18 protein-coding genes are annotated in these 20,918 nt (G+C 46.1%); 11 read left to right on the top strand and 7 right to left on the bottom strand.

Going from position 1 to position 20,918, the window contains the following annotated elements; all coding sequences use genetic code 11:
• Positions 1 to 80: 80 nt before the first annotated feature.
• From MSP8886_RS01315 to lpxM, 4 genes are all read right to left on the bottom strand, one after another.
• The gene (locus MSP8886_RS01315) at positions 81 to 1,241 is read right to left on the bottom strand and encodes a GNAT family N-acetyltransferase (RefSeq protein ID WP_067011927.1); all 1,161 of its coding nucleotides are present in this window, start codon (positions 1,239 to 1,241) and stop codon (positions 81 to 83) included.
• A gap of 63 nt (positions 1,242 to 1,304) precedes the next feature.
• A complete protein-coding gene (aroE, locus tag MSP8886_RS01310; RefSeq protein ID WP_067011925.1) occupies positions 1,305 to 2,117 on the bottom strand; it encodes a shikimate dehydrogenase in 813 nt (270 codons plus the stop codon).
• A 7-nt stretch (positions 2,118 to 2,124) separates the two neighbouring features.
• Positions 2,125 to 3,090: an oxygen-dependent coproporphyrinogen oxidase gene (gene hemF / locus MSP8886_RS01305; protein WP_067011923.1), complete on the bottom strand. Its 966-nt coding sequence runs from the start codon at positions 3,088 to 3,090 to the stop codon at positions 2,125 to 2,127.
• Positions 3,091 to 3,289: 199 nt separating this feature from the next.
• On the bottom strand, positions 3,290 to 4,231 hold the full coding sequence (gene lpxM, locus MSP8886_RS01300) for a lauroyl-Kdo(2)-lipid IV(A) myristoyltransferase (protein ID WP_067011921.1): 942 nt from the start codon (positions 4,229 to 4,231) through the stop codon (positions 3,290 to 3,292).
• 166 nt (positions 4,232 to 4,397) lie between these two features.
• On the opposite strand from lpxM, the gene MSP8886_RS01295 reads away from it, so the two are divergent.
• The 5 genes from MSP8886_RS01295 (at position 4,398) to MSP8886_RS01280 (ending at position 10,164) form a co-directional block, all read left to right on the top strand.
• Complete coding sequence (locus tag MSP8886_RS01295) at positions 4,398 to 4,919, top strand: DUF8788 domain-containing protein (protein WP_067011919.1); 522 nt, start codon at positions 4,398 to 4,400, stop codon at positions 4,917 to 4,919.
• 212 nt (positions 4,920 to 5,131) lie between these two features.
• Positions 5,132 to 6,307, top strand: a complete 1,176-nt coding sequence (locus MSP8886_RS01290; RefSeq protein ID WP_067011917.1) for an aminotransferase class I/II-fold pyridoxal phosphate-dependent enzyme — start codon at positions 5,132 to 5,134, stop codon at positions 6,305 to 6,307.
• 45 nt (positions 6,308 to 6,352) lie between these two features.
• A complete protein-coding gene (locus MSP8886_RS01285) occupies positions 6,353 to 8,389 on the top strand; it encodes a GMC oxidoreductase (RefSeq protein WP_067011914.1) in 2,037 nt (678 codons plus the stop codon).
• A 2-nt stretch (positions 8,390 to 8,391) separates the two neighbouring features.
• On the top strand, positions 8,392 to 8,535 hold the full coding sequence (locus MSP8886_RS22225) for a hypothetical protein (protein ID WP_175365237.1): 144 nt from the start codon (positions 8,392 to 8,394) through the stop codon (positions 8,533 to 8,535).
• Positions 8,536 to 8,784: 249 nt separating this feature from the next.
• Positions 8,785 to 10,164, top strand: a complete 1,380-nt coding sequence (locus MSP8886_RS01280) for a diguanylate cyclase (protein ID WP_067011911.1) — start codon at positions 8,785 to 8,787, stop codon at positions 10,162 to 10,164.
• A gap of 47 nt (positions 10,165 to 10,211) precedes the next feature.
• On the opposite strand, the gene MSP8886_RS01275 is transcribed toward MSP8886_RS01280, so the two are convergent.
• Entirely contained in the window at positions 10,212 to 10,778 is a 567-nt protein-coding gene (locus MSP8886_RS01275) for a TetR/AcrR family transcriptional regulator (RefSeq protein ID WP_067011909.1), read from the bottom strand.
• 124 nt (positions 10,779 to 10,902) lie between these two features.
• Between MSP8886_RS01275 and lpdA the strand changes: the two genes are divergently transcribed.
• Positions 10,903 to 12,312 carry a dihydrolipoyl dehydrogenase gene (lpdA, locus tag MSP8886_RS01270; protein ID WP_067011906.1) on the top strand — a complete coding sequence of 470 codons (1,410 nt, stop codon included), beginning with the start codon at positions 10,903 to 10,905 and terminating at the stop codon, positions 12,310 to 12,312.
• Between the two features lie 937 nt (positions 12,313 to 13,249).
• Here lpdA and MSP8886_RS01255 read toward each other — a convergent pair.
• Positions 13,250 to 13,603 carry a hypothetical protein gene (locus tag MSP8886_RS01255; protein ID WP_067011900.1) on the bottom strand — a complete coding sequence of 118 codons (354 nt, stop codon included), beginning with the start codon at positions 13,601 to 13,603 and terminating at the stop codon, positions 13,250 to 13,252.
• 161 nt (positions 13,604 to 13,764) lie between these two features.
• Between MSP8886_RS01255 and MSP8886_RS01250 the strand changes: the two genes are divergently transcribed.
• Genes MSP8886_RS01250 through MSP8886_RS01240 form a run of 3 tightly spaced genes read left to right on the top strand, consistent with a single transcriptional unit; the run spans position 13,765 to position 16,914 of the window.
• Positions 13,765 to 14,706, top strand: a complete 942-nt coding sequence (locus MSP8886_RS01250; RefSeq protein WP_067011898.1) for a dihydrodipicolinate synthase family protein — start codon at positions 13,765 to 13,767, stop codon at positions 14,704 to 14,706.
• Positions 14,707 to 14,713: 7 nt separating this feature from the next.
• Entirely contained in the window at positions 14,714 to 15,652 is a 939-nt protein-coding gene (locus MSP8886_RS01245; protein ID WP_067011897.1) for a 4-hydroxyproline epimerase, read from the top strand.
• A gap of 14 nt (positions 15,653 to 15,666) precedes the next feature.
• Positions 15,667 to 16,914 (top strand): NAD(P)/FAD-dependent oxidoreductase, encoded by a 1,248-nt coding sequence (locus MSP8886_RS01240; RefSeq protein WP_067011894.1) that lies wholly within the window; start codon positions 15,667 to 15,669, stop codon positions 16,912 to 16,914.
• Positions 16,915 to 16,956: 42 nt separating this feature from the next.
• Here the strand turns inward: MSP8886_RS01240 and MSP8886_RS01235 are convergent, their stop codons facing one another.
• A complete protein-coding gene (locus MSP8886_RS01235; protein WP_067011892.1) occupies positions 16,957 to 17,625 on the bottom strand; it encodes a GntR family transcriptional regulator in 669 nt (222 codons plus the stop codon).
• Between the two features lie 316 nt (positions 17,626 to 17,941).
• Here MSP8886_RS01235 and MSP8886_RS01230 point away from each other — a divergent pair, with 316 nt between their 5' ends.
• Both MSP8886_RS01230 and gabT read left to right on the top strand, forming a co-directional pair.
• Positions 17,942 to 19,408, top strand: coding sequence for an NAD-dependent succinate-semialdehyde dehydrogenase (locus MSP8886_RS01230; RefSeq protein WP_067011890.1), 1,467 nt, complete (start codon positions 17,942 to 17,944; stop codon positions 19,406 to 19,408).
• A gap of 120 nt (positions 19,409 to 19,528) precedes the next feature.
• Positions 19,529 to 20,806, top strand: coding sequence for a 4-aminobutyrate--2-oxoglutarate transaminase (gene gabT / locus MSP8886_RS01225; RefSeq protein WP_067011888.1), 1,278 nt, complete (start codon positions 19,529 to 19,531; stop codon positions 20,804 to 20,806).
• Positions 20,807 to 20,918: the final 112 nt, after the last annotated feature.

Below are 20,918 nucleotides of genomic sequence, written 5' to 3'. Positions count from 1 at the left end.
GTCAGGATGACGGCGTAAGCTGATCGGCACAGGGATGTGCCGATCAGCAGGGACAATGGCTGGATTGAGTAAGCCGATAATTATGTGGCTTGCTTAAACGGCAGCATTTCATGGGTATCTTGATGGTATTGCCTCACGGCTTGGGCTTCTTCTTCACAAAAGTTACCAATGGCTTCGCGAAAGCCTTCGTGGGCGATGTAGTGGACGCTGTAACTGAATACTGGTTCGAAACCACGGGCAATTTTATGTTCCCCTTGAGTGCCTGGATCAAAATGCTGTAACCCTTTTTCTAAGCAAAACTCGATGCCTTGATAGTAGCACGCCTCAAAATGCAGGCAATCCACCTCTTCCACACAGCCCCAATAGCGGCCGTATAAAGAATGATCATCGAAGAAACACCAAGAAGCGGCGATTGGCTCGTCGTTCTTATAGGCTTGCACTAAGAGAATCTGCTCGCCCATGGTTTCAGCTAACTGTGCGAAAAATTCGCGAGTCAAATAACCTTGCTGTCCACGTTTGGCGTAGGTAGATTGATAGCACAGGTAGAAAAAGTCGATTTCCGCTGGCGTTAGTTCGCTGCCCAAGGTACGCGTCAGTGTGATCCCTTGTTTAGCGACTTTATCACGCTCTTTACGAGCTGCTTTACGCTTGCGACTGGCAAAGTGCGAAAAGTAATCTTCCATGTCTTGATAGCCCCGATTGAACCAATGGAACTGGCAAGAGATACGCTGCAGCAGGTCTTCATTATGACGAAATAAATCCGCGTGTTCTGGCTTGGTAAACAACAGATGCCAACTGGAAAAGCCGCGTTCTTGGTTCGCTTGGGTCATAACATCCGCAAGAGCAGGGTACAGATGGGCAAACTCAACATCACCCCCCTTTGGATCCATATGGGAGAATAATCGAACGCCCGTCACAGGCGAAAACGGCACCGCCCAAATACGTTTCGGAAAGTAGTGCATACCGTAACGCTGGTAGGCATCCGCCCAAGACCAATCAAAGACAAATTCTCCTTGGGAGTGCGTTTTTAAATAGGTCGGTGCGATGGCAAGAGGCGAGTCATCCTCGTTCATCACTAGCAGGTATTCAGGATACCACCCCGTACCGTCGCCAATGCTGTGACTTTGCTCCAAGGCTTTATGAAAAGCAAACTGCGCAAAAGGATAACGGGTCTCACCAATGGCCGCTTGCCACCTTGCTTCACCTATTTGATCGACCGAATTAAACCATTGCGCTTTCATACCGCTTTCCTTTTTACTCATGTCGCTGAATCACTTCACAGATTAACCAACTTATGTCACCGATTAGTCAGCGGCTTTCATTTGCTGACGCATTTGGTCCACCAAGCTGGCGGTTTCTGGGCGTACCTGACGCCACAGGTAGAAAGACTCAGCGGCCTGTCCGACTAACATGCCAAGGCCATCGGCTCCCGTCACGCCACGCTCATAAGCCCATTGCAAAAAGATGGTTCGCTCTTTGCCGTACATCATGTCGTAACACCAAGTCTGCTTGCCAATCAGCTCGTCTTTTAGTGGCGGTAAGTGACCCGATAAACTCGCCGATGTTCCGTTGATAATGACATCAAAGTCGCCTTGAAGCGCCTCAAAAGACGATGCCAAGCAATCGAAATGCTCCGCTAAAGCCTGGGCTTTTTCTACGGTACGATTGGCGATGATGACAGATTCTGGCTGCTCGTTTAGCAAGGGTTCTAAAACGCCACGTACCGCGCCACCCGCACCAATCAGCAAGATGCGTTTGTCTTTTAACGATTGGCCGTGATTTTGGGTAATGTCTCGCACCATGCCCACACCATCAGTATTATCGCCAAACAAATCGCCATTTTTGCCCATTAATAACGTGTTCACTGCACCTGCTTGCTTCGCGCGTTTGCTAAGAATATCGCACATGGCAAAAGCACGTTCTTTAAAGGGCACCGTAATATTAAGACCTTTTCCCCCTTTGGAAAAAAAGTCACGTACCTGCGCTTCAAAATCAACCTCGTCACCCAGTAACGTCGAATAGACCATTTGTTGGCCTGTTTGCTGAGCAAAATGCGCGTGAATACTGGGTGATTTGCTGTGAGCAATGGGATTCCCGACAACGGCGTATTGATCCAAAATAAGTTTACTCCTTTTCACAAGATGATTCGGATAGCGTCAGCCAATCTCTTGAAGTGAGATAATAATCCGTTAACTTCGCTTCTTCGCTATTCGGCTCGACCTCATAACAGTAAGTCCAACGCACTTCGGGTGGCAGCGACATCAAGATGGATTCAGTTCGCCCCACACCGCTTTGCAAACCAAAATGTGTACCACGGTCAAATACCAAGTTGAATTCCACATAACGACCACGACGGTGCAGCTGGAAATCGCGCTGTTGCTCGTTGAAATCATGATCCTTGCGGCGTTTTAAAATCGGCATATAAGCCTGCGAATAAGCATCACCCACCGCACGCATCATGCCAAAGCAATGCTCAAAGCTGCCTTCATTAAAATCATCGTAGAAAAGGCCACCGATACCACGCGGTTCTTGGCGATGCTTCAGATAGAAATACTCATCACACCATTTTTTGAGCCGTGGATATAAATCATCACCAAAGGGAGCCAGCGCATCATGAGCGGTTTGATGCCAATGGATACAGTCTTCGTCAAACCCATAATAAGGAGTCAGATCAAATCCGCCGCCAAACCACCATACTGGTTCCATACCGTCTTTTTTTACAACAAACAAACGTACATTGGCGTGGGAGGTAGGAGCAAAAGGATTATTAGGATGGATGACCAAAGAGACGCCCATGGCTTCAAAACTGCCACCAGCGAGCTCCGGACGACCCGCGGTGGCGGATGGCGGCAGGTTTTCCCCCATGACATGGGAGAAGTTAACGCCACCTTTTTCGATGACAACGCCACCGGCTATCGCACGGGAGCGACCACCACCCCCTTTGGGGCGATCCCAGGTATCTTCACGAAAGCGCGCCTCGGGCTCAAACGCCTCTAACTCTTCACAGATACGATCCTGAAGGGATAATAAATAGGCTTTTACCGCGGCGATGTCATCATGGCTGATTGGGGGTTGTGATGTATCTGACATTGGGGGCTCCATATACTGCTAATACCTAATAAGCCACTTATCTGGCAAGCGAACAATCGACTGCCGAGTAAATAAGCTTAAACTTGTGGATTGAGTTTACCATTGAAAGAAGAGGAAAAAAGAGCGAAGAGGGAGAAGAGTGTGAAAAGAAACACATGGAGACCTTTGCTCAACGTTTCAAGCAAAGGTCTCAAAGAGATTAATACAATTTAGAGCCATCCGGACGGCTACGAAGCAGGTTCAAAATCCACATATATTGTTCAGGATGTTCGGCGATTAAGGTTTCCATGGCTTGGTTCATGGCAATAGCATCTTGCTCTTCATCCCCTGTAGGAAAGTTTTCCAACGCAGGCAGTATAAACAACTCATACTGACCATTTTCCGCATTATAGGTTGGTAACATAGGAACTACCACCGCTTTTGTTAATTTGGCAAACTTGCCAAGCCCTTTCATGGTGGCTTTTTGAGCACCGAAAAAAGGCACAAACACAGAATGCTGGGGGCCTAAATCTTCATCCGGTAAGTAATAGCCCAAATACCCTTCTTTCACCGATTTCAAAAACGGCTTAATACCCACCTCACGAGGGTAAATTTTACCGCCATACTGCATACGCTGTTTATGGATCAACCAATCGAGAATCTTTTGTTTCTGCGGCTTCATCATGGTAGAAACCTGATAACCTTTCGCTGCAATCATCACCGCTGCGTAGTCAATGGCCCAGCAGTGCGGTACTAACGCGATGATTTTTTCCCCACGATCTAACAAGGGTAGCAAATGTTCTGCCCCAATCATCGACCCTTTAGATTGATTATGGCGCTTACTGCGTACTAATAAGCCCGCATAGCCGAGGTAAAATTGCAGCGCCGTCTCACAGCAACGTTTAAGAATATCTTCCCGTTCTGCTAAAGATTTTTCAGGAAAGCACTGCTCTAAATTGATTCTGGCTCGCTTTATGGTTGAGCTGCTTCTACGCGTGACAAGAAGGTGTGCCATTTTTGACGCCAGCTTATCCCGTATACGAAACGGTACAAACGCCAATGAAACGGCGAACAGCAAACCAATCCATGTCAACCAATATTGTGGAAGTAGAAAACGCCACTCAAAAGTGGGGTTGTGAACGTATTTATCTTGAATACTCATATATAACCGAAGCAGTTGTCTTCAAATAATCGGCCATATTACCCTAATTCAACTGGCCTTCAAAACACTAACAGAACAAACTGATTTTTCGTGTAATACCGTGTAATACCCACAAAGCCCCAACTATTGTAACGTTTGGTTAATTTCGACCATTCGGACAAACGTTATGTCTATCTTCCACGAACATCAAGCACCAAACCCACAAGAGCTGGACATTATGGTGTTTATTAATATTAAAAAGGCTCTCAAAAATAACTCGTTAAAAGGCTCTGCTTTTATGATGGATAACAACCCAAATAGCAAAGGAGAGGGTTCGACGGCATTATGCTCATTTGCAGCATTAGGGCAAATGATTAACTGGTCAGTTCATCCACTTACTATGAGTGATTCGAACCAAGCCTCATATCAAAATGGAGACTATTCGGTATCTATTCACCGCATCCTTTTTGAAGACGCTCAAGTTGTGAATTTGGACGAATTCGGCTCAAAACCTGATGACCTAATCAAGACAGCTCAATCTATCTCTAACTTATCCGGCAATATATCCAATAGAAAACAGCTAGTAGGAAAGTATCGCTACCGGCTACAGTTAAAAATACAATCGAAGAGCAAACGATTTACTCCCAAATATTTTGTGATCACCTCTGCAACGTTAGCCATTGCAGAACAAAATCAACAGGCTGCCTAGGGAAAGAGCAGCCAACTATCCAATACCCCCCCTGTTTCTATTTTCGTGTAATACCGTGTAATACCATTTTTGACAATCACAACTAGCCTTTCTTAAGTGATGTTTAGCATCACATATTTACTCTCAACCATCAGAAACTATCCCATTGCAATAAGAACAATAAAAAAAGAGAAATGGATAATTTTCTTAATACCTAGCGAAGGAAAAGAAAGATGCAATCCATTATTGAACTCGTAAAAGGTCATACCGACATTCGAAAGCAAGCAATCAATATGATTGTCAGCGAGAACCGTTTATCAGACGCCGCATCCGAAGTACTGGCCAGCGATCTTGCTTCACGCTATGCCGCCCCCTTTTATGCTGGCACCTCGATTTCTCAAGAAATCATGTCGCAAACCACGGCAAAAGCCCAACGCCTATTCAACGCCAAACATGTGAACCTATCGCCCATTTCAGGCAGTAACAGTTTGATGGCGGTGGTCTTCGCACTCACCAATCCTGGCGATAAAGTTGGCCGTGTGCCACCTTTTTTCCCTGGTGGCGGCTATCCGTTTAACTATGAAGTCTTCCATCGTGTGTCTTTACCCTTGCCTTTTTCAGATGAAAACTGGCAACTCGATGTGCCTGCAACGTTGGAATTGCTCAGTAAAGAACAGCCCAAACTGGTCATTCTAGGTGCCTCAATTTACACACGCCCCATGCCCGTCAAAGAAGTCGCCGAAGTGGTTCATTCCTACGGAGGCATCTTAGCGTACGACAGCTCCCATAGCTTGGGGCTAACCGCTGGCGGACAGTATCAGGACCCATTAGGTGAGGGCGCAGACCTTATCTTTGGCTCGACGCATAAAACCTTTCCAGGTCCTCAAGGCGGCATCATTCTTACCAATAGTGATGAGCTAAATGATCGCATCGATGTGGTCTCGAACTTTACCCCATTAAATGGCCCCACCATGATCTGTAACCCTCATCTGGCACGCATTGCCAGTATGGGCATCGTGATAGATGAAGTGCCTTGGGAGAAATACGCGGCACAAATCGTTGACAACTCGCGCGCGTTTTCTGATGCCCTGATCGATAATGGCTTTGAAATGCGTGGGCAGAGCAGCACAAATTTCAAACACCTCACGTATTGCCATCAAGTGCTCCCCAAACTGGAGAGAGAGCAGGGCGTAGCGCATCGAGATAAGCTCGCCAAACACGGCATCCATGTGGATGGCTTTATGCGCATCGGTACCGCTGAAATCACTCGCCTGGGTTACACCGCCGAAGACTGTACTCACCTTGGCAACTTGATGAGTCAGATCGTTCTTTCAGATAAAGCGATACTACCGGAGCTAAAAGAAGAAATAGGCAAAATCAATGCTGCTCACCAAACCATCATGATGTAGAGCACGGACAACTCAACCACAAACTTAATATGGAGATAAAGTAACATGACTAACCCAAACAAGACCTATGACACAGTGATTATCGGCTCAGGCTTTGGCGGCAGTGTGTCAGCACTACGCATTAGTGAGGCTTACTCTAAAAAAGAGAAGAGTCCGGACGATAAAAAACCTGTATTATTATTGGAACGAGGCAAAGATTGGTGGGGTAACCTAACGGATAATCCAGTAAAAGAGCCACCTTTTTGTACTTATCGTCAACCCGATGCTCGCGCTGGCTGGATGGTTGAAGCAGAACCTCTAGGGACAGCTGTCACCTTCACCCCAGGTCAAAAACAGACAGGAATGACTGATAGTGTACTGAATTTTAACAGTGGTACTTACGCAGCAAAGCCAATTCAAAAATACCCTGGTTTAGTTGAAGCGATCCCGAATGAAAATATGACAGTCCTAGTCGGTGCCGCCTTAGGTGGGACCTCTCATGTGTACAATACCTTTTTCCAAAAACCGTCACGAGTCGCTTTTAATCTGGCTTTTCGCGACCCTGAGTTTCCTGATGACCTCTCGAAAAAGTTGTTAGATTATCAGGCTTTAGCCCCCCATTACGATACAGTAAAAGACATGATGTCTTTAGAAACAATTGAGGTAGCTAAGATCCAAATAAACAATGGAAAGGATAATCACACAATCCCATTAATAGATACGCCAAGCTATCTTTCTACTAGGTCTTTCAAAGAGCAAGCCCAAAAACTAGCGGCAACAAAAAAACCTTTGGAAACCGAAACACCGCCAAATATTAAAGAAGCTGAAATTGGTAATATCGAAATGGCATTCAATTGGGGTGTGGTGGTAAAAGAAGCGGAAGCCACAATGCTTCCTTCTGCCACAATTGGTGAGATGTGGTATGGGATGAACAGCTACAGCCAAAATAATGACGATCATAATCAACTTTATGGCGTTAAAAAAACACTGGATCAAAACTATTTGAAAAAGGCGAAAGAAACAGGTCTTCTTGATATTCAATGCCTCAGTGAGGTGACTCATATCGCCATGGCTCCAAATTCTACTGAGAAGGATCCTATTTACCGTATTTATGTGACTCAAATTAATGCAGATGAACTCGATAAATCAACGCAGCAAATTATTGATACAAAAAACATCATTTTCTCTGCAGGATCCATGCATACGGCACGATTATTACTGGAGTCGGCCAACACTCCCAACCCAGATGATACCAAAACATCCAGCTTACCTACTCTAAGTCATTATATGGGTAAATACTGGGGACAAAATGGCGATGTAATGGCGACTCAGAGTGTACCTAATCGGGTCAGATCCTCTAATGGTGGGCCTGGGTCTGTCGATGCCTATTTTTCTTATATTGAAGGGGTGAGTGATGAAATCACTAGAGTTGATAGTGACTCTACTGAAATCGAGCAAAACTGCTTAAAGTTCATGAAACAATATCAGGCTTCTCCTTTTATCCGCTTCTTACTTTATCCCGCATGGTACGAAGAATCCGATAGTCTACAAAATACCTATAATATGGGGGTATGCTATAACACTGCTCCTGGGTCATTTATTTATAACGGAAAAGGAGGTTACGAGTTATCTTATCCTCCTACTAAAATTGTAGAAGACGATAGTTATCAAGGTATTTCAAAGAAATATGCTGAAGGTGTTGCAGATGCTGCTAACACATTAGCTTACACCTTAAATAAGTGGAATGAAGCAAACAGTTTTGACCCCATCGACAAAAAAATACATTACTCAGGCCCTATGCCAATAAAAGAATCCACAACGCAATTATCCCATACTCACGATAGACATGAGGATGAAAACAATTTTGATGTGGCTTATGGAATGACCGCACATCCACTCGGGAGCTGTGTTCTTGGTAAAGCCTGTGATGGTTTTGGCAGAGTAAGAGGCGCGGATGGAAAAGAGATACCAGGGCTATACGTGGCTGATGGCTCATTAATTCCAGGCTCGACCGGGGCCTGTACACCCGCATGGACCATCGCCGCCGTGGCAGAGTACTGTATGGCAAAGGTAGCCGATGAAATAGCCGCAAAAGGAGATTGATCATGAAAGCACAACCACATAAAGATAAAAACCAAGCAGTAGTAAAAAAAAATGGCGCCACGAGAGCAAGGGACGCAAGTCACCGAACAGACTCTTACGGCGCGCCCCCAAACAATCCAACGGCACAGGCACAGTGTTCGCTTTGATGTCGTATAGCGTTTGACCTAGTCAAATGAACCAACAACAAGCCGTCTATGGCCAAATAGGCGGCTTTTTTTAATTTTTTTAAAAGCAGATTTCCTTCCGGTTACAAAACTCAGACAAGAAATAGACTATCCTTAAATTTGTTCACTTTATCAGCAATAAAATTTATCAGAAAATAAACTTATACAAGTTAATAAAATATCTGACTTGAAACAGTAAGCGCCCCAGATCTGTCCTTTAGAGAACGTTAAATGAAATTAATCAATCAGCGGCTTCAACAGCTTCATCTTACTCAGATGGAAGACCTTTTAGAGCATGCTCCTATCGCCATAGGCCGCTATAATATCTTGTCTGGCCGCATTAATTTTCTGAACCGATCCTTTACGACACTATTTGGCTACACCCTCCATGACCTTCCCAACCTGGACGTTTGGTCTCAAAAGGCCAATCCCTCTAAGCTGCCTATTCGTCAACCGGAGCAATCGATTGATGATGTAGAAAATAAAGTAACCTGTAAAGATGGCACAGTACGCTACGTCAGTTTTTCTTTTACTGATTTTGGAGATGAACGCTTTTGGTATTTCTACGACCTATCAGAGCATTACATCAAAGAACAGCGCCTTCAAGCCCGTAGTGACATGCTCGAAATGGTCGCTAAAAGCTCCGCCCTTAACAAAACACTCTTTGTTATTATCAAACAAATTGAAAAAGAAATGCCGGGGGCGTTATGCAGTATCTTGCTATTTGATGCAGCCAATCAAACCTTAAATTTAGGGGCTGCGTCCAATCTGACAGACGATTACAACATGGCCATTAACGGTATCAAAATTGGCCCTAATATTGGCTCTTGTGGTACAGCCGCCTACCTAAATGAAAGAGTGATCGTGGCTGATATCGCAACCCACCCTTACTGGGAAAACTTTACCGAACTGGCACAAAAAGCCGGCTTACACTCTTGCTGGTCCGACCCAATCCATTCGGCCAATGGGGAGCTATTAGGTACATTTGCGATCTACAACAATATCAACCTCACGCCTAACAAACATGATTTAGAACTGATTAATTTTGCCAGTAACCTAGCCAGCATCGCCATTGAGAATCATAACACTCATGAGGAATTGGAACGCCGTGCTTACAATGATTATTTAACCGACCTCGCCAACCGACGTTCTTTTTTCGAGTTAAGCACCCGCGCATTACAACAAGCGAAACAAGCAAAAGAAAGCTACGCTTTGCTAATGATGGATGTCGACCATTTTAAAAGAATCAACGATATCTATGGACACGATTCAGGCGACCAAGTTCTGCAGATACTCGCGAAAACAAGTCAAACAGCCATTCCTAAGAACGCAATCTTAGGTCGAATTGGTGGAGAAGAGTTCGCCATTTTTCTACCAAACAGCCACCATAAACAAGCTATTCAAGTTGCTGAGCAATTACGAACGACATTGTCACACATGGAGATAAAGAGCCAAAAGGGCGAACGAATCCACTATACCGTTTCCCTTGGCGTCTCTTCTTGCCAAGATAAATGTAACACCATAGGTGAACTGCTCAGCGAAGCAGACAAAGCCCTTTATAAAGCCAAACAAACAGGCCGTAATAAAGTCTGTGTGTTTAGTGAGGACTAGCAGCAAAAACACGTCAGCGCCAAGTGTTGTGTATCTTAAAAAGCACTTTATCTCCACAAGGATAGTGCTTTCTCGTACCAATCCACCTCGCCTGTCGCTTGCACTAACACAGACGCACCATGCAAAGATGCCAACAGCTGACCGGCTTTCAACCGTGCTTGATCTTCGTCAAGATTATTAAGACGAACAAAGACTTGCGTTAGCCAACTGAGCTTCACTTCATAAAACTCGGCCAGCGCCACACCGACGGATTCTGGTAACAGATGTTTATCCGCCGTCAACATAGTACACAGACTCATATTATGCTGTTCGACAATCTTCTTTTTAAAACCATCGATAAAACCGTCGAGCATGGCCCGTGGATCAATGGATGCCACTTTGGGATCCGGCAACAGAGCACGGAATTCGTCGGTAAAACGCGTCATGACTGCAACAGCCAAATCTCCTTTCGTCGGGTAGTGATAATGCACACTGGCGCTTTTAATACCAATCTCTTCGGCAATATCACGAAAGCTAAATGCACCATAGCCACTTTGTACAATGGCACGCTCGGCGCTGTCCATGATGCGGGTTTTGGTGTCTTTATCAGGTTGTTTGTTGGACGACGTCTTCATGATGTTACTTCCACAATGTTTATCTATCTATTGATAGGTATTTTATTGACGAACGATGATATCACAAGCTATATTTTATCTACCTATTGATAGATAGATAAAATATAGCTAAAAGGAGAAGACAATGAAATACGATGTATTAGTACTAGGAAGCGGCCCTGGCGGCTACGCCGCCGCATTTCGTGCGGCAGATCTGGGGTTGTCTGTGGCATTGGTCGAACGACATAACACCCTGGGCGGTGTTTGCTTAAACGTCGGCTGCATTCCTTCCAAAGCCTTATTACACATTGCAGGCAAGATACGTATGGCCGACGAACCCAGCCATGGTGTGAGCTTCGTTAAACCGACTATTGATTTGGATGCCATTCGTCAGCATAGACAGTCCACTGTTGATGCCCTAACAAACAACCTCGCCATTATGGCCAAAGGTCGCAATGTGGCAGTTTTTCACGGGGAAGGGCAGTTTACTTCCCACCACAGCCTCACCCTCAACAAAGTCGATCAAGAGACAGAAACGATTGAGTTCGAGTCGGCTATTATTGCCATTGGCTCCCGTGCCATTCGCTTGCCATTTATTCCCTATGATGATCCGAGAATCCTCGATGCAACCAGTGCGTTACAACTAAAACGCATTCCCAAACACATGCTTGTCATGGGTGGCGGCATTATCGGCTTGGAAATGGCGACCGTTTATCAAGCCCTAGGTAGCCAAATTACCGTAGCGGAATTAGGCGATCAGATCATGACAGGCGCGGATAAAGACTTGGTACGTGTATTTGAAAACGCCAATAAAGATCGCATGACCTTCTTAACGCAAACCCAAGTCACTAAAGTCGATGCACACCCAGAGGCCTTGACCATCACTTTACAAGACAAAGACGGTGAACGACATCTTGATGTGGATGCCGTGTTGGTCGCTGTTGGTCGCACCCCCAATGGCCGAAACGCAGGTATTCCTGAGATGGGTGCCGACATTGATCCGCGAGGTTTTATTATGACTAATGAACAATGCCAAACATCTGTACCCAATATTTATGCCATCGGGGATGTGACACACGGCCCCATGTTGGCCCACAAAGCCTCCCATCAAGGACACACTGCAGCAGAAGTGATCGCAGGCCATAAGGTCGATTTTCAGCCGATGGCGATTCCATCCATTGCCTACACTTTTCCAGAAGTCGCTTGGGTGGGTCTAACCGAAAACCAAGCCAAACGAGATAGCATCAAAGTAAAAAGCGCCGTGTTTCCTTGGAGTGCCAGTGGTCGTGCCATCGCGTCTGGCGTGACCCAGGGTAAAACCAAGCTGATTTACGATGCAGAAAGCCAACGGGTACTGGGTGCGGGCATTGTCGGCTCCCACGCAGGAGAACTACTTGGGGAACTCACCCTCGCTATCGAATTTGGCGCCACCTTAGAAGACATCACCCTTACTATTCATGCTCACCCAAGCTTGCATGAAAGCGTTGGCCTCGCAGCAGAGGTAGGTGCTGGAACCATTACCGATTTGCCCAATAAGAAAAAGCGTTTGGCTTAACCACTGTCATCGTAACGAACTCCCATTAAAAGGCTATAGAATTAACCGTGGAGATGTATAGAATCTAACATCGAATGAAAGCACTTTGTCATATAAAAAGGAGTGGGTATGTCCCCATCTAACTCGTTCGCTAAAAAATTAACGAGACTGCTTGTCGATTTAGCCATTGAGATAGTCTTAGTGGTCGCTATCTTTTATCTCTTAAGCCTATTTGTCAGCACGCTTAGCTCAAATACTCTTTTGATGATTTCGGTTTTTGCTTCGGTGCTTCTATACAGGGTCGTCATACTACCCTATGCAATAAAAATGAGAGCGATGAAGGACAAATAATTTTATGCTTGCATAAAAGCGTTGGTCTGACGGAAAAGATGACTGCTAGAACCATTACCAATTTGCAAAATATAAGAGCCTTAAAGAAATAAACATATGTTTATGTTTGTGTTTGTGTTTGTGCAAGGATACAAAACATGGATTAAAAAGGTGATATAAAAAGAACGAAGGATAACCCATCTTATAGCGACAAGGAGAAAGCATATGTTGTTATCTAAACCGTCTTCCGAATGGGGAAAGTGGCTTAAAGGTTTAACGATTCAGCTGATTTTAATCATTGCCATATCAAAGTCTCTGATTTTTCTTTTCCGTAGCTTAAGTAGTCTAAGATCAACGACAGTTACCATAATTTCTGTACTTTTAGCTTTTGAGCTATGCCAAACCGTAATCATGCCAACGGTCTCATGCAAGTCATTCACTAAGTTCATGCTATTTATGGTAGATTTTATTGTCGAGATAGGGCTGTTTGTCGGTATCTCTTACCTGCTATCTATCTTTTTCAATAATATGGGGTTAGACAACACGATCATACTCTCCTATATTATCTCGATTTTTCTGTATAAGCTGATTATATTACCTTTTATCTATAAAAATAGGGCAAATAAACCTAACTACTAAAGACAATATGCTGTTCTTCGTCATAGCTAAAATTAAGACGAATCTCGATTTGGCTTGCTTCGATATGCAGCGTAGCCACAAGGCTGGACGTACCGCGTTCAGCCATCTCGGCCTTAGCTTTTAATTGTTTTTCCAACATGACCCAAGCCAGATCGTCTCTTGACTCGTCCAAATGATCATTGGTGTTAGAAATCGTCCGTAGACAACGAAAATACGCCAAGGAATTGGTTTTAACATCCACCTCATCCCCATCTTCCGTTGTAATAAAGCGTAACCCACAGTCAGCAAGCTCGCTTTTTAAATGGGCTTTCCACTGCTGCACAAACTGATTTAAATAAGACAATCAACCTCTCCTGATCTAAGCAATCACTATGTTACTACAATTTTTTTATCCGTTCTGACTTTACCGCCGTTGACTATTTTTCATTCCAGGCCTATTTTGTATCCAATATCCATTTATACAATAACATTACTAATGCATTCGAAATCAGGCAGGTAACAGCGATGAATAAAGCCGTGTTTAATGGTGTGATGCCAGCCCTAATGACACCTTGTAAAGCAGACCGTACGCCGGATTACGATGCCTTGGTGAAGAAGGGCAAGGAGATGATCGCGGCGGGGATGTCAGCTGTGGTCTATTGCGGTTCCATGGGCGATTGGCCTTTACTAACCGATGCTGAGCGTATGGAAGGCGTGGAGCGCTTGGTGAATGCGGGGGTGCCTGTGGTCGTGGGAACGGGCGCCATTAATACCAAATCGGCAGTGGCGCTTGCCGCCCATGCGGAAAAAGTCGGCGCGGCAGGGTTGATGGTGATTCCTCGTGTGTTGTCTCGCGGTTCGGTGATGGCCGCGCAACGTAACCACTTTAAAGCGATTTTATCCGCGGCGCCGTCCATTCCCGCGATTATCTATAACAGTCCTGTCTATGGTTTCGAAACCCGTGCCGATTTGTTTTTTGCCCTGCGAGACGAGCATAAAAACCTGGTCGGCTTTAAAGAGTTTGGTAGTAAAGAGGCCCTGCGTTACGCCGCAGAAAATATCACCTCGCAAGACGATGAAGTATTGCTGATGGTGGGCGTCGATACGGCGGTTTACCATGGTTTCGTCAAATGTGGTGCGGTCGGTGCCATTACGGGCATTGGTACGGCGTTACCAAAAGAAGTCTTATTACTCGCCAACTTATGCAAACTTGCCGCCCAAGGCAACGCCGAAGCCCGTGTTCGCGCCCAAGAATTAGAAGAAGCCTTTTCTGTCCTAGCGAGTTTCGATGAAGGCCCAGAACTGGTGTTGTTCTTTAAATATTTACTTGTGTTGAACGGCGAAGAAGAGTATCGATTACATTTCAACGAAACGGATGAACTTAATGCCGCGCAACGTCATTATTGTGAAGAGCAATATGCGCTCTTTAAAGACTGGTTTGCGGATTGGGTTAAACAAGGGGAGTAATAGAGACATGCAAGTAATCGACAGTCATACGGAAGGTGAGCCAACCCGCGTTATCATTTCTGGCGGACCCGATTTAGGGTCTGGCTCTTTAGCCGAGCGAGCGAAAATATTGGCGACAGAACATCAAGCATTTTATCGTGGGGTAGTGTCCGAACCTTATGGGCAAGAAGCCATGGTTGGCGTAATACTGGTCGAGCCAGTGGACCCAGAATGCGTAGCAGGGGTGATTTACTTTGACGCGGCGGCCGTTATTGGCATGTGCGGTCATGGCACCATTGGCGTCGCTGCAACGCTGGCTCATATGGGAAAAATAGGCGTGGGGACGCACAAAATAGAAACGCCTGTGGGCGTCGTCGAGGTGACTCTGTCTGATGCTAACACCATCACAGTACAAAACGTGGCAAGCCACCGTCTCTATAAAGATATTCGTCTTGAGATAGATGGAGTTGGCACCGTCTCTGGCGATGTGTCCTACGGGGGGAATTGGTTCTTTATTGTCGATCAAAGTCCCATTCCCGTGACACCGGATAATATTCGCGATTTGACCGACGTCGCCATTAAAATTCGTGAGGCCATTCAAGCGTCATCCTTAACAGGTACCGATGGTGGCATCATTGATCATATTATTCTTTACGGTCCACCATTGACGGAGCACGGCCACAGTCGAAACTTTGTACTTTGCCCAGACAATGCCTATGACCGCTCACCTTGTGGCACCGGAAGCTCAGCACGTTTAGCTTGTCTTGCCGACGATGATCGTCTCGCCCCTAATGAAGAAATCATTCAGGAAAGCACGATTGGCAGCCACTATCGTTTAAGCTATCAGCCCGCCAACGACGAAGCGATGCCTGCAGCGATTATTCCACGTATCACCGGACAAGCCTTTGTGACCAAGGAAGCAAAACTGATCATCAATCCGACGGATCCACTACGACACGGCATCTAAAAGAGAGACAACCCATGTCTTCAACAGATCACGATATCATTGTGATTGGTGCGGGGATTATCGGCATCAGTATTGCCCTTCAGCTGCAGTCTCAAGGTCGTCAGGTCTTAATCTTAGACAGCAAAGGCATTGCTGCCGAAACCTCTGCCGGTAACGCAGGAGCCTTTGCTTTCGCAGATGTGATGCCTCTCGCTACCCCTGGCATTATGAAAAAAGCGCCCCTGTGGTTGATGGATCCCCTCGGCCCATTGTCGTTACGCCCTGCTTATGTCTTGAAGATTCTCCCCTGGATGTTGAAATTCTGGCGAGCAAGCTGGTCAGACCGTTATCAGACCTCGCTCTTCGCCCAAGCGAATTTAATGGCCCTCTCCAAGGCCGCTCTTGAGCGACAAATTACAGCGGTGAATGGCGAAGCCATGATTCGACGTGAAGGCCAGTTGCAACTTTATGAAGGGGAAGCCAAGTTCAACGCGAGTTTATCCGGCTGGCAGACACGTAAAGAACATGGCGTGGTCTTTGAGTTCCTAACCCGCCCCGAGGCCATCGCTGAGATTCAACCGGGCATCCATCCAAGATTTACCCACGCAGGCTTTACACCAGAATGGAAGAATGTGTGTGACCCTGCCTTATGGACTCAGTATCTCGCCGATGAGTTCCAAAAACGTGGCGGCAAAATCGCCATTGCAACGGTTTATGCGATTACAGTGAACGACAATTGCGTGACGTTAAAAAGCGGAGCAGCCGATTATCAAGCAAGTCAGTTGGTACTCGCTGCAGGGGCTTGGTCTAAAAAATTAGCGAAATCTATTGGCGACAGTTTTCCCCTGGATACAGAACGAGGGTACAACACCACTTTACCAGCAGGTGCCTTCGAGTTAAAAACTCATATTACTTTTAGCAATCATGGTTTTGTGGTGACAAAAATAGGTGAGGGCGTTCGCATTGGCGGCGCCGTGGAGCTGGGTGGGTTAAATCTAAAACCCAATTATAAACGTGCGGATACCTTGCTCGACAAAGCCGCCTCTTTCTTACCGGGTTTAAAAACCACAGGCGGCAAACAGTGGATGGGATTTCGCCCCTCCATGCCAGACAGCCTGCCAGTGATCAGCCATTCAAGCCGATCTAAGCGAGTAATATACGCCTTTGGACACGGACATTTAGGGCTTACCCAATCGTCTGGGACAGCAGAACTCGTGGCCGCTCTTATTAATAACAAGACGCCAGATATCGATCTGGTACCATTTTCAGCAAGTCGGTTTTAGCAGGCCAGTTATTTAGAACACCTCCCCTTGATAAGGGAAGGGTTAACGACGGGATGCAGCAATATGCTCTAGTACTTGACGTTTGGTGTTTGCAATATGGGAGCGTAATTTTTCAATAGCGCCTTCGACATTGCCTTGGCGAGCCAGTATTAATAAATCACTATGATCTTGCTGGGCATGTTGGGATTGGTTCAATTGATCGATGTGCATGCTCACATAACGGTTGGATTGTAAGCTGGCGCGTTCCAATAGCTGATTGGTCAGTTTTCTCTCTGCGGCCACGTACAGAGCGCCATGAAAGGCAGCGTTTAATGGCCCCCAAGCGGCGATATCACCCGATGCATAAGACGCTTCCATTTCTTTCAGGATACGCTCACATTCAGCAACGTTTTCCTCTCTCATTAAAGGAATGGCACGGCTAAAAAGATCCACTTCCAGCATCATTCGGACATCAAAAATTTCTGCAATTTCATCCAGAGAATGCTGAGTCACGGTGGCTCCACGGTGATTGGTAAATACCACCAGCCCTTCGGCATCAAGACGTTTTAGCGCTTCCCGAATGGGCATACGGGACACATCGTACTCTTCTGCCAACAGCTCTTGGCGAATCAGTTCCCCTTCGGACAGCTCCCCTGACAAAATACGCTGACGCAGATCCGCCACTATGACATCGGGCAAACTTTGACGCACTACCGCTCTTTTCGACGCCAATTTACAACTCCTTCACAGCCAATGGTTATTAACATCAGCTTAATTATACGCAAAAGCACTAAGTACGTGAGATCAGCATCACTTTTATGAGTTATTTATCCATTATTTTTATTAGGAGTGACTAACAGCTCAGTCACTTTGTACTCATTCTTTGAATGATTTTACTTGAGTCTGGTATGAATGTTTGAAGGATATCAAACATTGAATTGATAGCTTTCCCTTTTTTCTCTCCCTGCCTTTACCTACTATCGAAATATGCGATTGAGTTCTAGCACTCGATAAAACCACCAGCATGCGACCAAATTTGGAGTTCATGATGCAAGTAGAGTTAACCCAAGCTTCATTGCTTAAAAGCCATTCCTACATCAATGGCGAATGGGTTGCCGCACAATCAGGCAATACCTTTGCAATTACCAATCCATCAAATGGACAACATCTTATCGATGTTGCCGACCTAGGTGCTGATGAAACAAATGCTGCAGTAGAAGCCGCCAATAAAGCATTAAAAGGTTGGCAAGCACTTACTGCAAAGGAACGCGCTACACTATTACGTCGCTGGAACCAACTGATTTTAGACAACCAAGATGACCTCGCTAAACTGATGACCTTAGAACAGGGCAAACCCTTAGCAGAAGCAAAAGGGGAAGTGGCGTATGGTGCCTCTTTTATCGAATGGTTTGCTGATGAAGCACGCCGTTTAAATGGTGATGTGATTCCTACCTATGCTAAGGACAAGCGTGTTTTAACCATTAAACAAGGCATTGGTGTGGTCGCGGCGATTACACCTTGGAACTTCCCCATCGCCATGATTACCCGTAAAGCCGGCCCTGCGTTGGCGGCGGGTTGTACCATTGTCATTAAGCCTTCTGACGAAACACCTCTGTGCGCTTTGGCTCTAGCGGAACTGGCTCATCAAGCAGGCATCCCCGCTGGTGTATTAAATGTGGTGGTCGGCAAAGATGCAAAAGCCATCGGTGGTGTCTTAACAGGCCATCCTACGGTACGGAAATTGTCTTTCACAGGCTCAACTCCTGTTGGCAAATTGCTGTTATCTCAGTGCGCCCAAACGGTGAAACGTACTTCAATGGAATTGGGTGGTAACGCGCCTTTTATCGTCTTTGACGATGCCGACCTAGATGCGGCGGTAGAAGGAGCCATTGCCTCTAAATACCGTAACGCCGGACAAACCTGTGTTTGTGCCAACCGTATCTTGGTGCAAGAAGGCGTGTACGAGGCGTTTGCCGAAAAGTTAGCCAAACGTGTTGCCAGCTTTAAAACTGGCGATGGTTTTGGCGAGGGCGTGAATATTGGTCCTTTGATCAACGCCGCTGCCATTGAAAAAGTGGAAGCCTTAGTCAGTAACGCCATTGAAAAAGGCGCAAAAACGCTGATTGGTGGTTCAAAAGACAGCACGGTCGGTACGCAGTTCTTTGAGCCCACCATTTTAACTGACGTAACCGAAGACATGGACATCTTCTCCAATGAGATCTTTGGTCCAGTGGCACCATTGTTTAAATTTAAAACCGAAGAAGAAGCCGTTGCCATGGCGAACAATACCCCATTTGGTTTGGCGTCTTACTTCTATTCTCAAAATATCGGTCGTATTTGGCGTGTGTCTGAAGCTTTGGAATACGGCATGGTTGGCATCAACGAAGGCATTATCTCGACGGAAGTAGCGCCATTTGGTGGGGTTAAAGAGTCCGGTAGTGGCCGCGAAGGGTCCCAATACGGTATCGACGAATACGTTGAAATCAAATACTTGTGTATGGGCGGCTTGGCGTAAGGGATTCCTTAACTCTACTCGGCTTATCTCAACTCACTTGTATCTCAATTAAGAACAAGCGGTACAGACGCTACCGCTTTATGTACATAACGTAGAGCATGCTCTAAAGGTGAAGACAAAATGAAAAACGCAGATTTACAAAAACGCAAAGAAAGTGCGATTGCTCGTGGTCAGGGCAACATGGCCCCTTTGTATGTTGACCGAGCTTTAAACGCAGAAATCTGGGACGTAGAAGGCAAACGCCATATTGATTTCGGCGCAGGTATTGCGGTAGTCAACACGGGCCACAATCACCCGAAAGTGAAAGCCGCAGTCCAAGCCCAGCTAGAACGCTTCACCCACACTTGTGTGATGGTCAGCCCCTATGAATCCGCTGTTGCCTTGGCAGAAAAACTCAATGCGGCAGCGCCTGGTAATACACCGAAAAAGTCTATCTTCGTCACCACCGGTGCGGAAGCGGTCGAGAACTGCGTGAAAATCGCTCGAGCTTATACAGGGCGTCCTGGCATCATTGCATTCAACGGTGGCTTCCATGGACGTACCAACATGACCATGGGCTTAACGGGTAAGGTTAACCCATATAAAATTGGCTTTGGTCCTTTCCCAAGCGATATTTACCATGTTCCTTTCCCAAATGAGTATTTGGGCATTACTGAAGAGCAAGCACTTGCTGACCTTCAAATGCGCTTTACATGCGATATTGAGCCATCTCGGGTGGCGGCGATTATCATCGAGCCGGTACAAGGTGAAGGGGGCTTCTACCCAGCATCAGCCAGTTTCTTACAAGCACTGCGTAAGCTGTGTGATGACCACGGTATTTTGCTAATCCTTGATGAAATTCAAGCTGGCTTTGCCCGTACTGGTACCATGTTCTGCCACGAACAAGCAGGCATCGAAGCCGATCTTATGACTGCCGCAAAAGGCATCGCTGGTGGCTTCCCACTGGCAGCTGTTGTCGGTAAAGCGGACATTATGGATGCACCGATCCCTGGCGGCCTAGGCGGTACATACGGTGGCTCTCCTGTGGGTTGTGCTGCAGGTCTTGCCGTTTTCGAAGCAATCGAAGAAGAAAAACTGTGTGACCGCGCAAAACAAATTGGGGCACACTTTGCTGAGCATCTAACCGCTCTACAAGCAGAATATCCACAAATCATTGGTGACGTTCGCCATGCTGGTGCCATGATTGCCGTGGAATTCGTACAGGATGGGGATGTGAACAAACCTTACCCTGAGCTGGCTAAAAAACTCTCTGCTAAAGCAGGAGAAAATGGTCTGATACTGCTTTCTTGTGGTATTCGCGGCAACGTGATTCGCTTCCTACCCGCGCTAACGATTGAAACCACTCTCATTGACGAAGGTATGGAAATCTTCAAACGCTGCTTTAAAGAACTGGTTTAATAACCCATAAGATCACCCTACAAAACGCTGTTCTGACCCATCGGAGCAGCGTTTTTTTATGCTCAACACAATGTTCACCCCATCAATAACGCACAAATAGAATGAGCTCACC

The organism is Marinomonas spartinae, assembly GCF_900089775.1.
Lineage (GTDB): Bacteria > Pseudomonadota > Gammaproteobacteria > Pseudomonadales > Marinomonadaceae > Marinomonas > Marinomonas spartinae.
The sequence above is the reverse complement of the archived record's forward strand: the minus strand, read 5'-3'. Positions and strand labels throughout refer to the sequence as shown.

What these genes read in the sequence shown, in the direction of transcription:
- MSP8886_RS22225 (WP_175365237.1), top strand. Translation starts at nt 8,392, where the DNA reads ATGAAAGCACAACCACATAAAGATAAAAACCAAGCAGTAGTAAAAAAA.
- lpdA (WP_067011906.1), top strand. Translation starts at nt 10,903, where the DNA reads ATGAAATACGATGTATTAGTACTAGGAAGCGGCCCTGGCGGCTACGCC.
- MSP8886_RS01240 (WP_067011894.1), top strand. Translation starts at nt 15,667, where the DNA reads ATGTCTTCAACAGATCACGATATCATTGTGATTGGTGCGGGGATTATC.
- hemF (WP_067011923.1), bottom strand. Translation starts at nt 3,090, where the DNA reads ATGTCAGATACATCACAACCCCCAATCAGCCATGATGACATCGCCGCG.
- MSP8886_RS01250 (WP_067011898.1), top strand. Translation starts at nt 13,765, where the DNA reads ATGAATAAAGCCGTGTTTAATGGTGTGATGCCAGCCCTAATGACACCT.
- gabT (WP_067011888.1), top strand. Translation starts at nt 19,529, where the DNA reads ATGAAAAACGCAGATTTACAAAAACGCAAAGAAAGTGCGATTGCTCGT.
- MSP8886_RS01290 (WP_067011917.1), top strand. Translation starts at nt 5,132, where the DNA reads ATGCAATCCATTATTGAACTCGTAAAAGGTCATACCGACATTCGAAAG.
- lpxM (WP_067011921.1), bottom strand. Translation starts at nt 4,231, where the DNA reads ATGAGTATTCAAGATAAATACGTTCACAACCCCACTTTTGAGTGGCGT.
- MSP8886_RS01285 (WP_067011914.1), top strand. Translation starts at nt 6,353, where the DNA reads ATGACTAACCCAAACAAGACCTATGACACAGTGATTATCGGCTCAGGC.
- MSP8886_RS01280 (WP_067011911.1), top strand. Translation starts at nt 8,785, where the DNA reads ATGAAATTAATCAATCAGCGGCTTCAACAGCTTCATCTTACTCAGATG.
- MSP8886_RS01230 (WP_067011890.1), top strand. Translation starts at nt 17,942, where the DNA reads ATGCAAGTAGAGTTAACCCAAGCTTCATTGCTTAAAAGCCATTCCTAC.
- MSP8886_RS01315 (WP_067011927.1), bottom strand. Translation starts at nt 1,241, where the DNA reads ATGAAAGCGCAATGGTTTAATTCGGTCGATCAAATAGGTGAAGCAAGG.
- MSP8886_RS01295 (WP_067011919.1), top strand. Translation starts at nt 4,398, where the DNA reads ATGTCTATCTTCCACGAACATCAAGCACCAAACCCACAAGAGCTGGAC.
- MSP8886_RS01275 (WP_067011909.1), bottom strand. Translation starts at nt 10,778, where the DNA reads ATGAAGACGTCGTCCAACAAACAACCTGATAAAGACACCAAAACCCGC.
- MSP8886_RS01245 (WP_067011897.1), top strand. Translation starts at nt 14,714, where the DNA reads ATGCAAGTAATCGACAGTCATACGGAAGGTGAGCCAACCCGCGTTATC.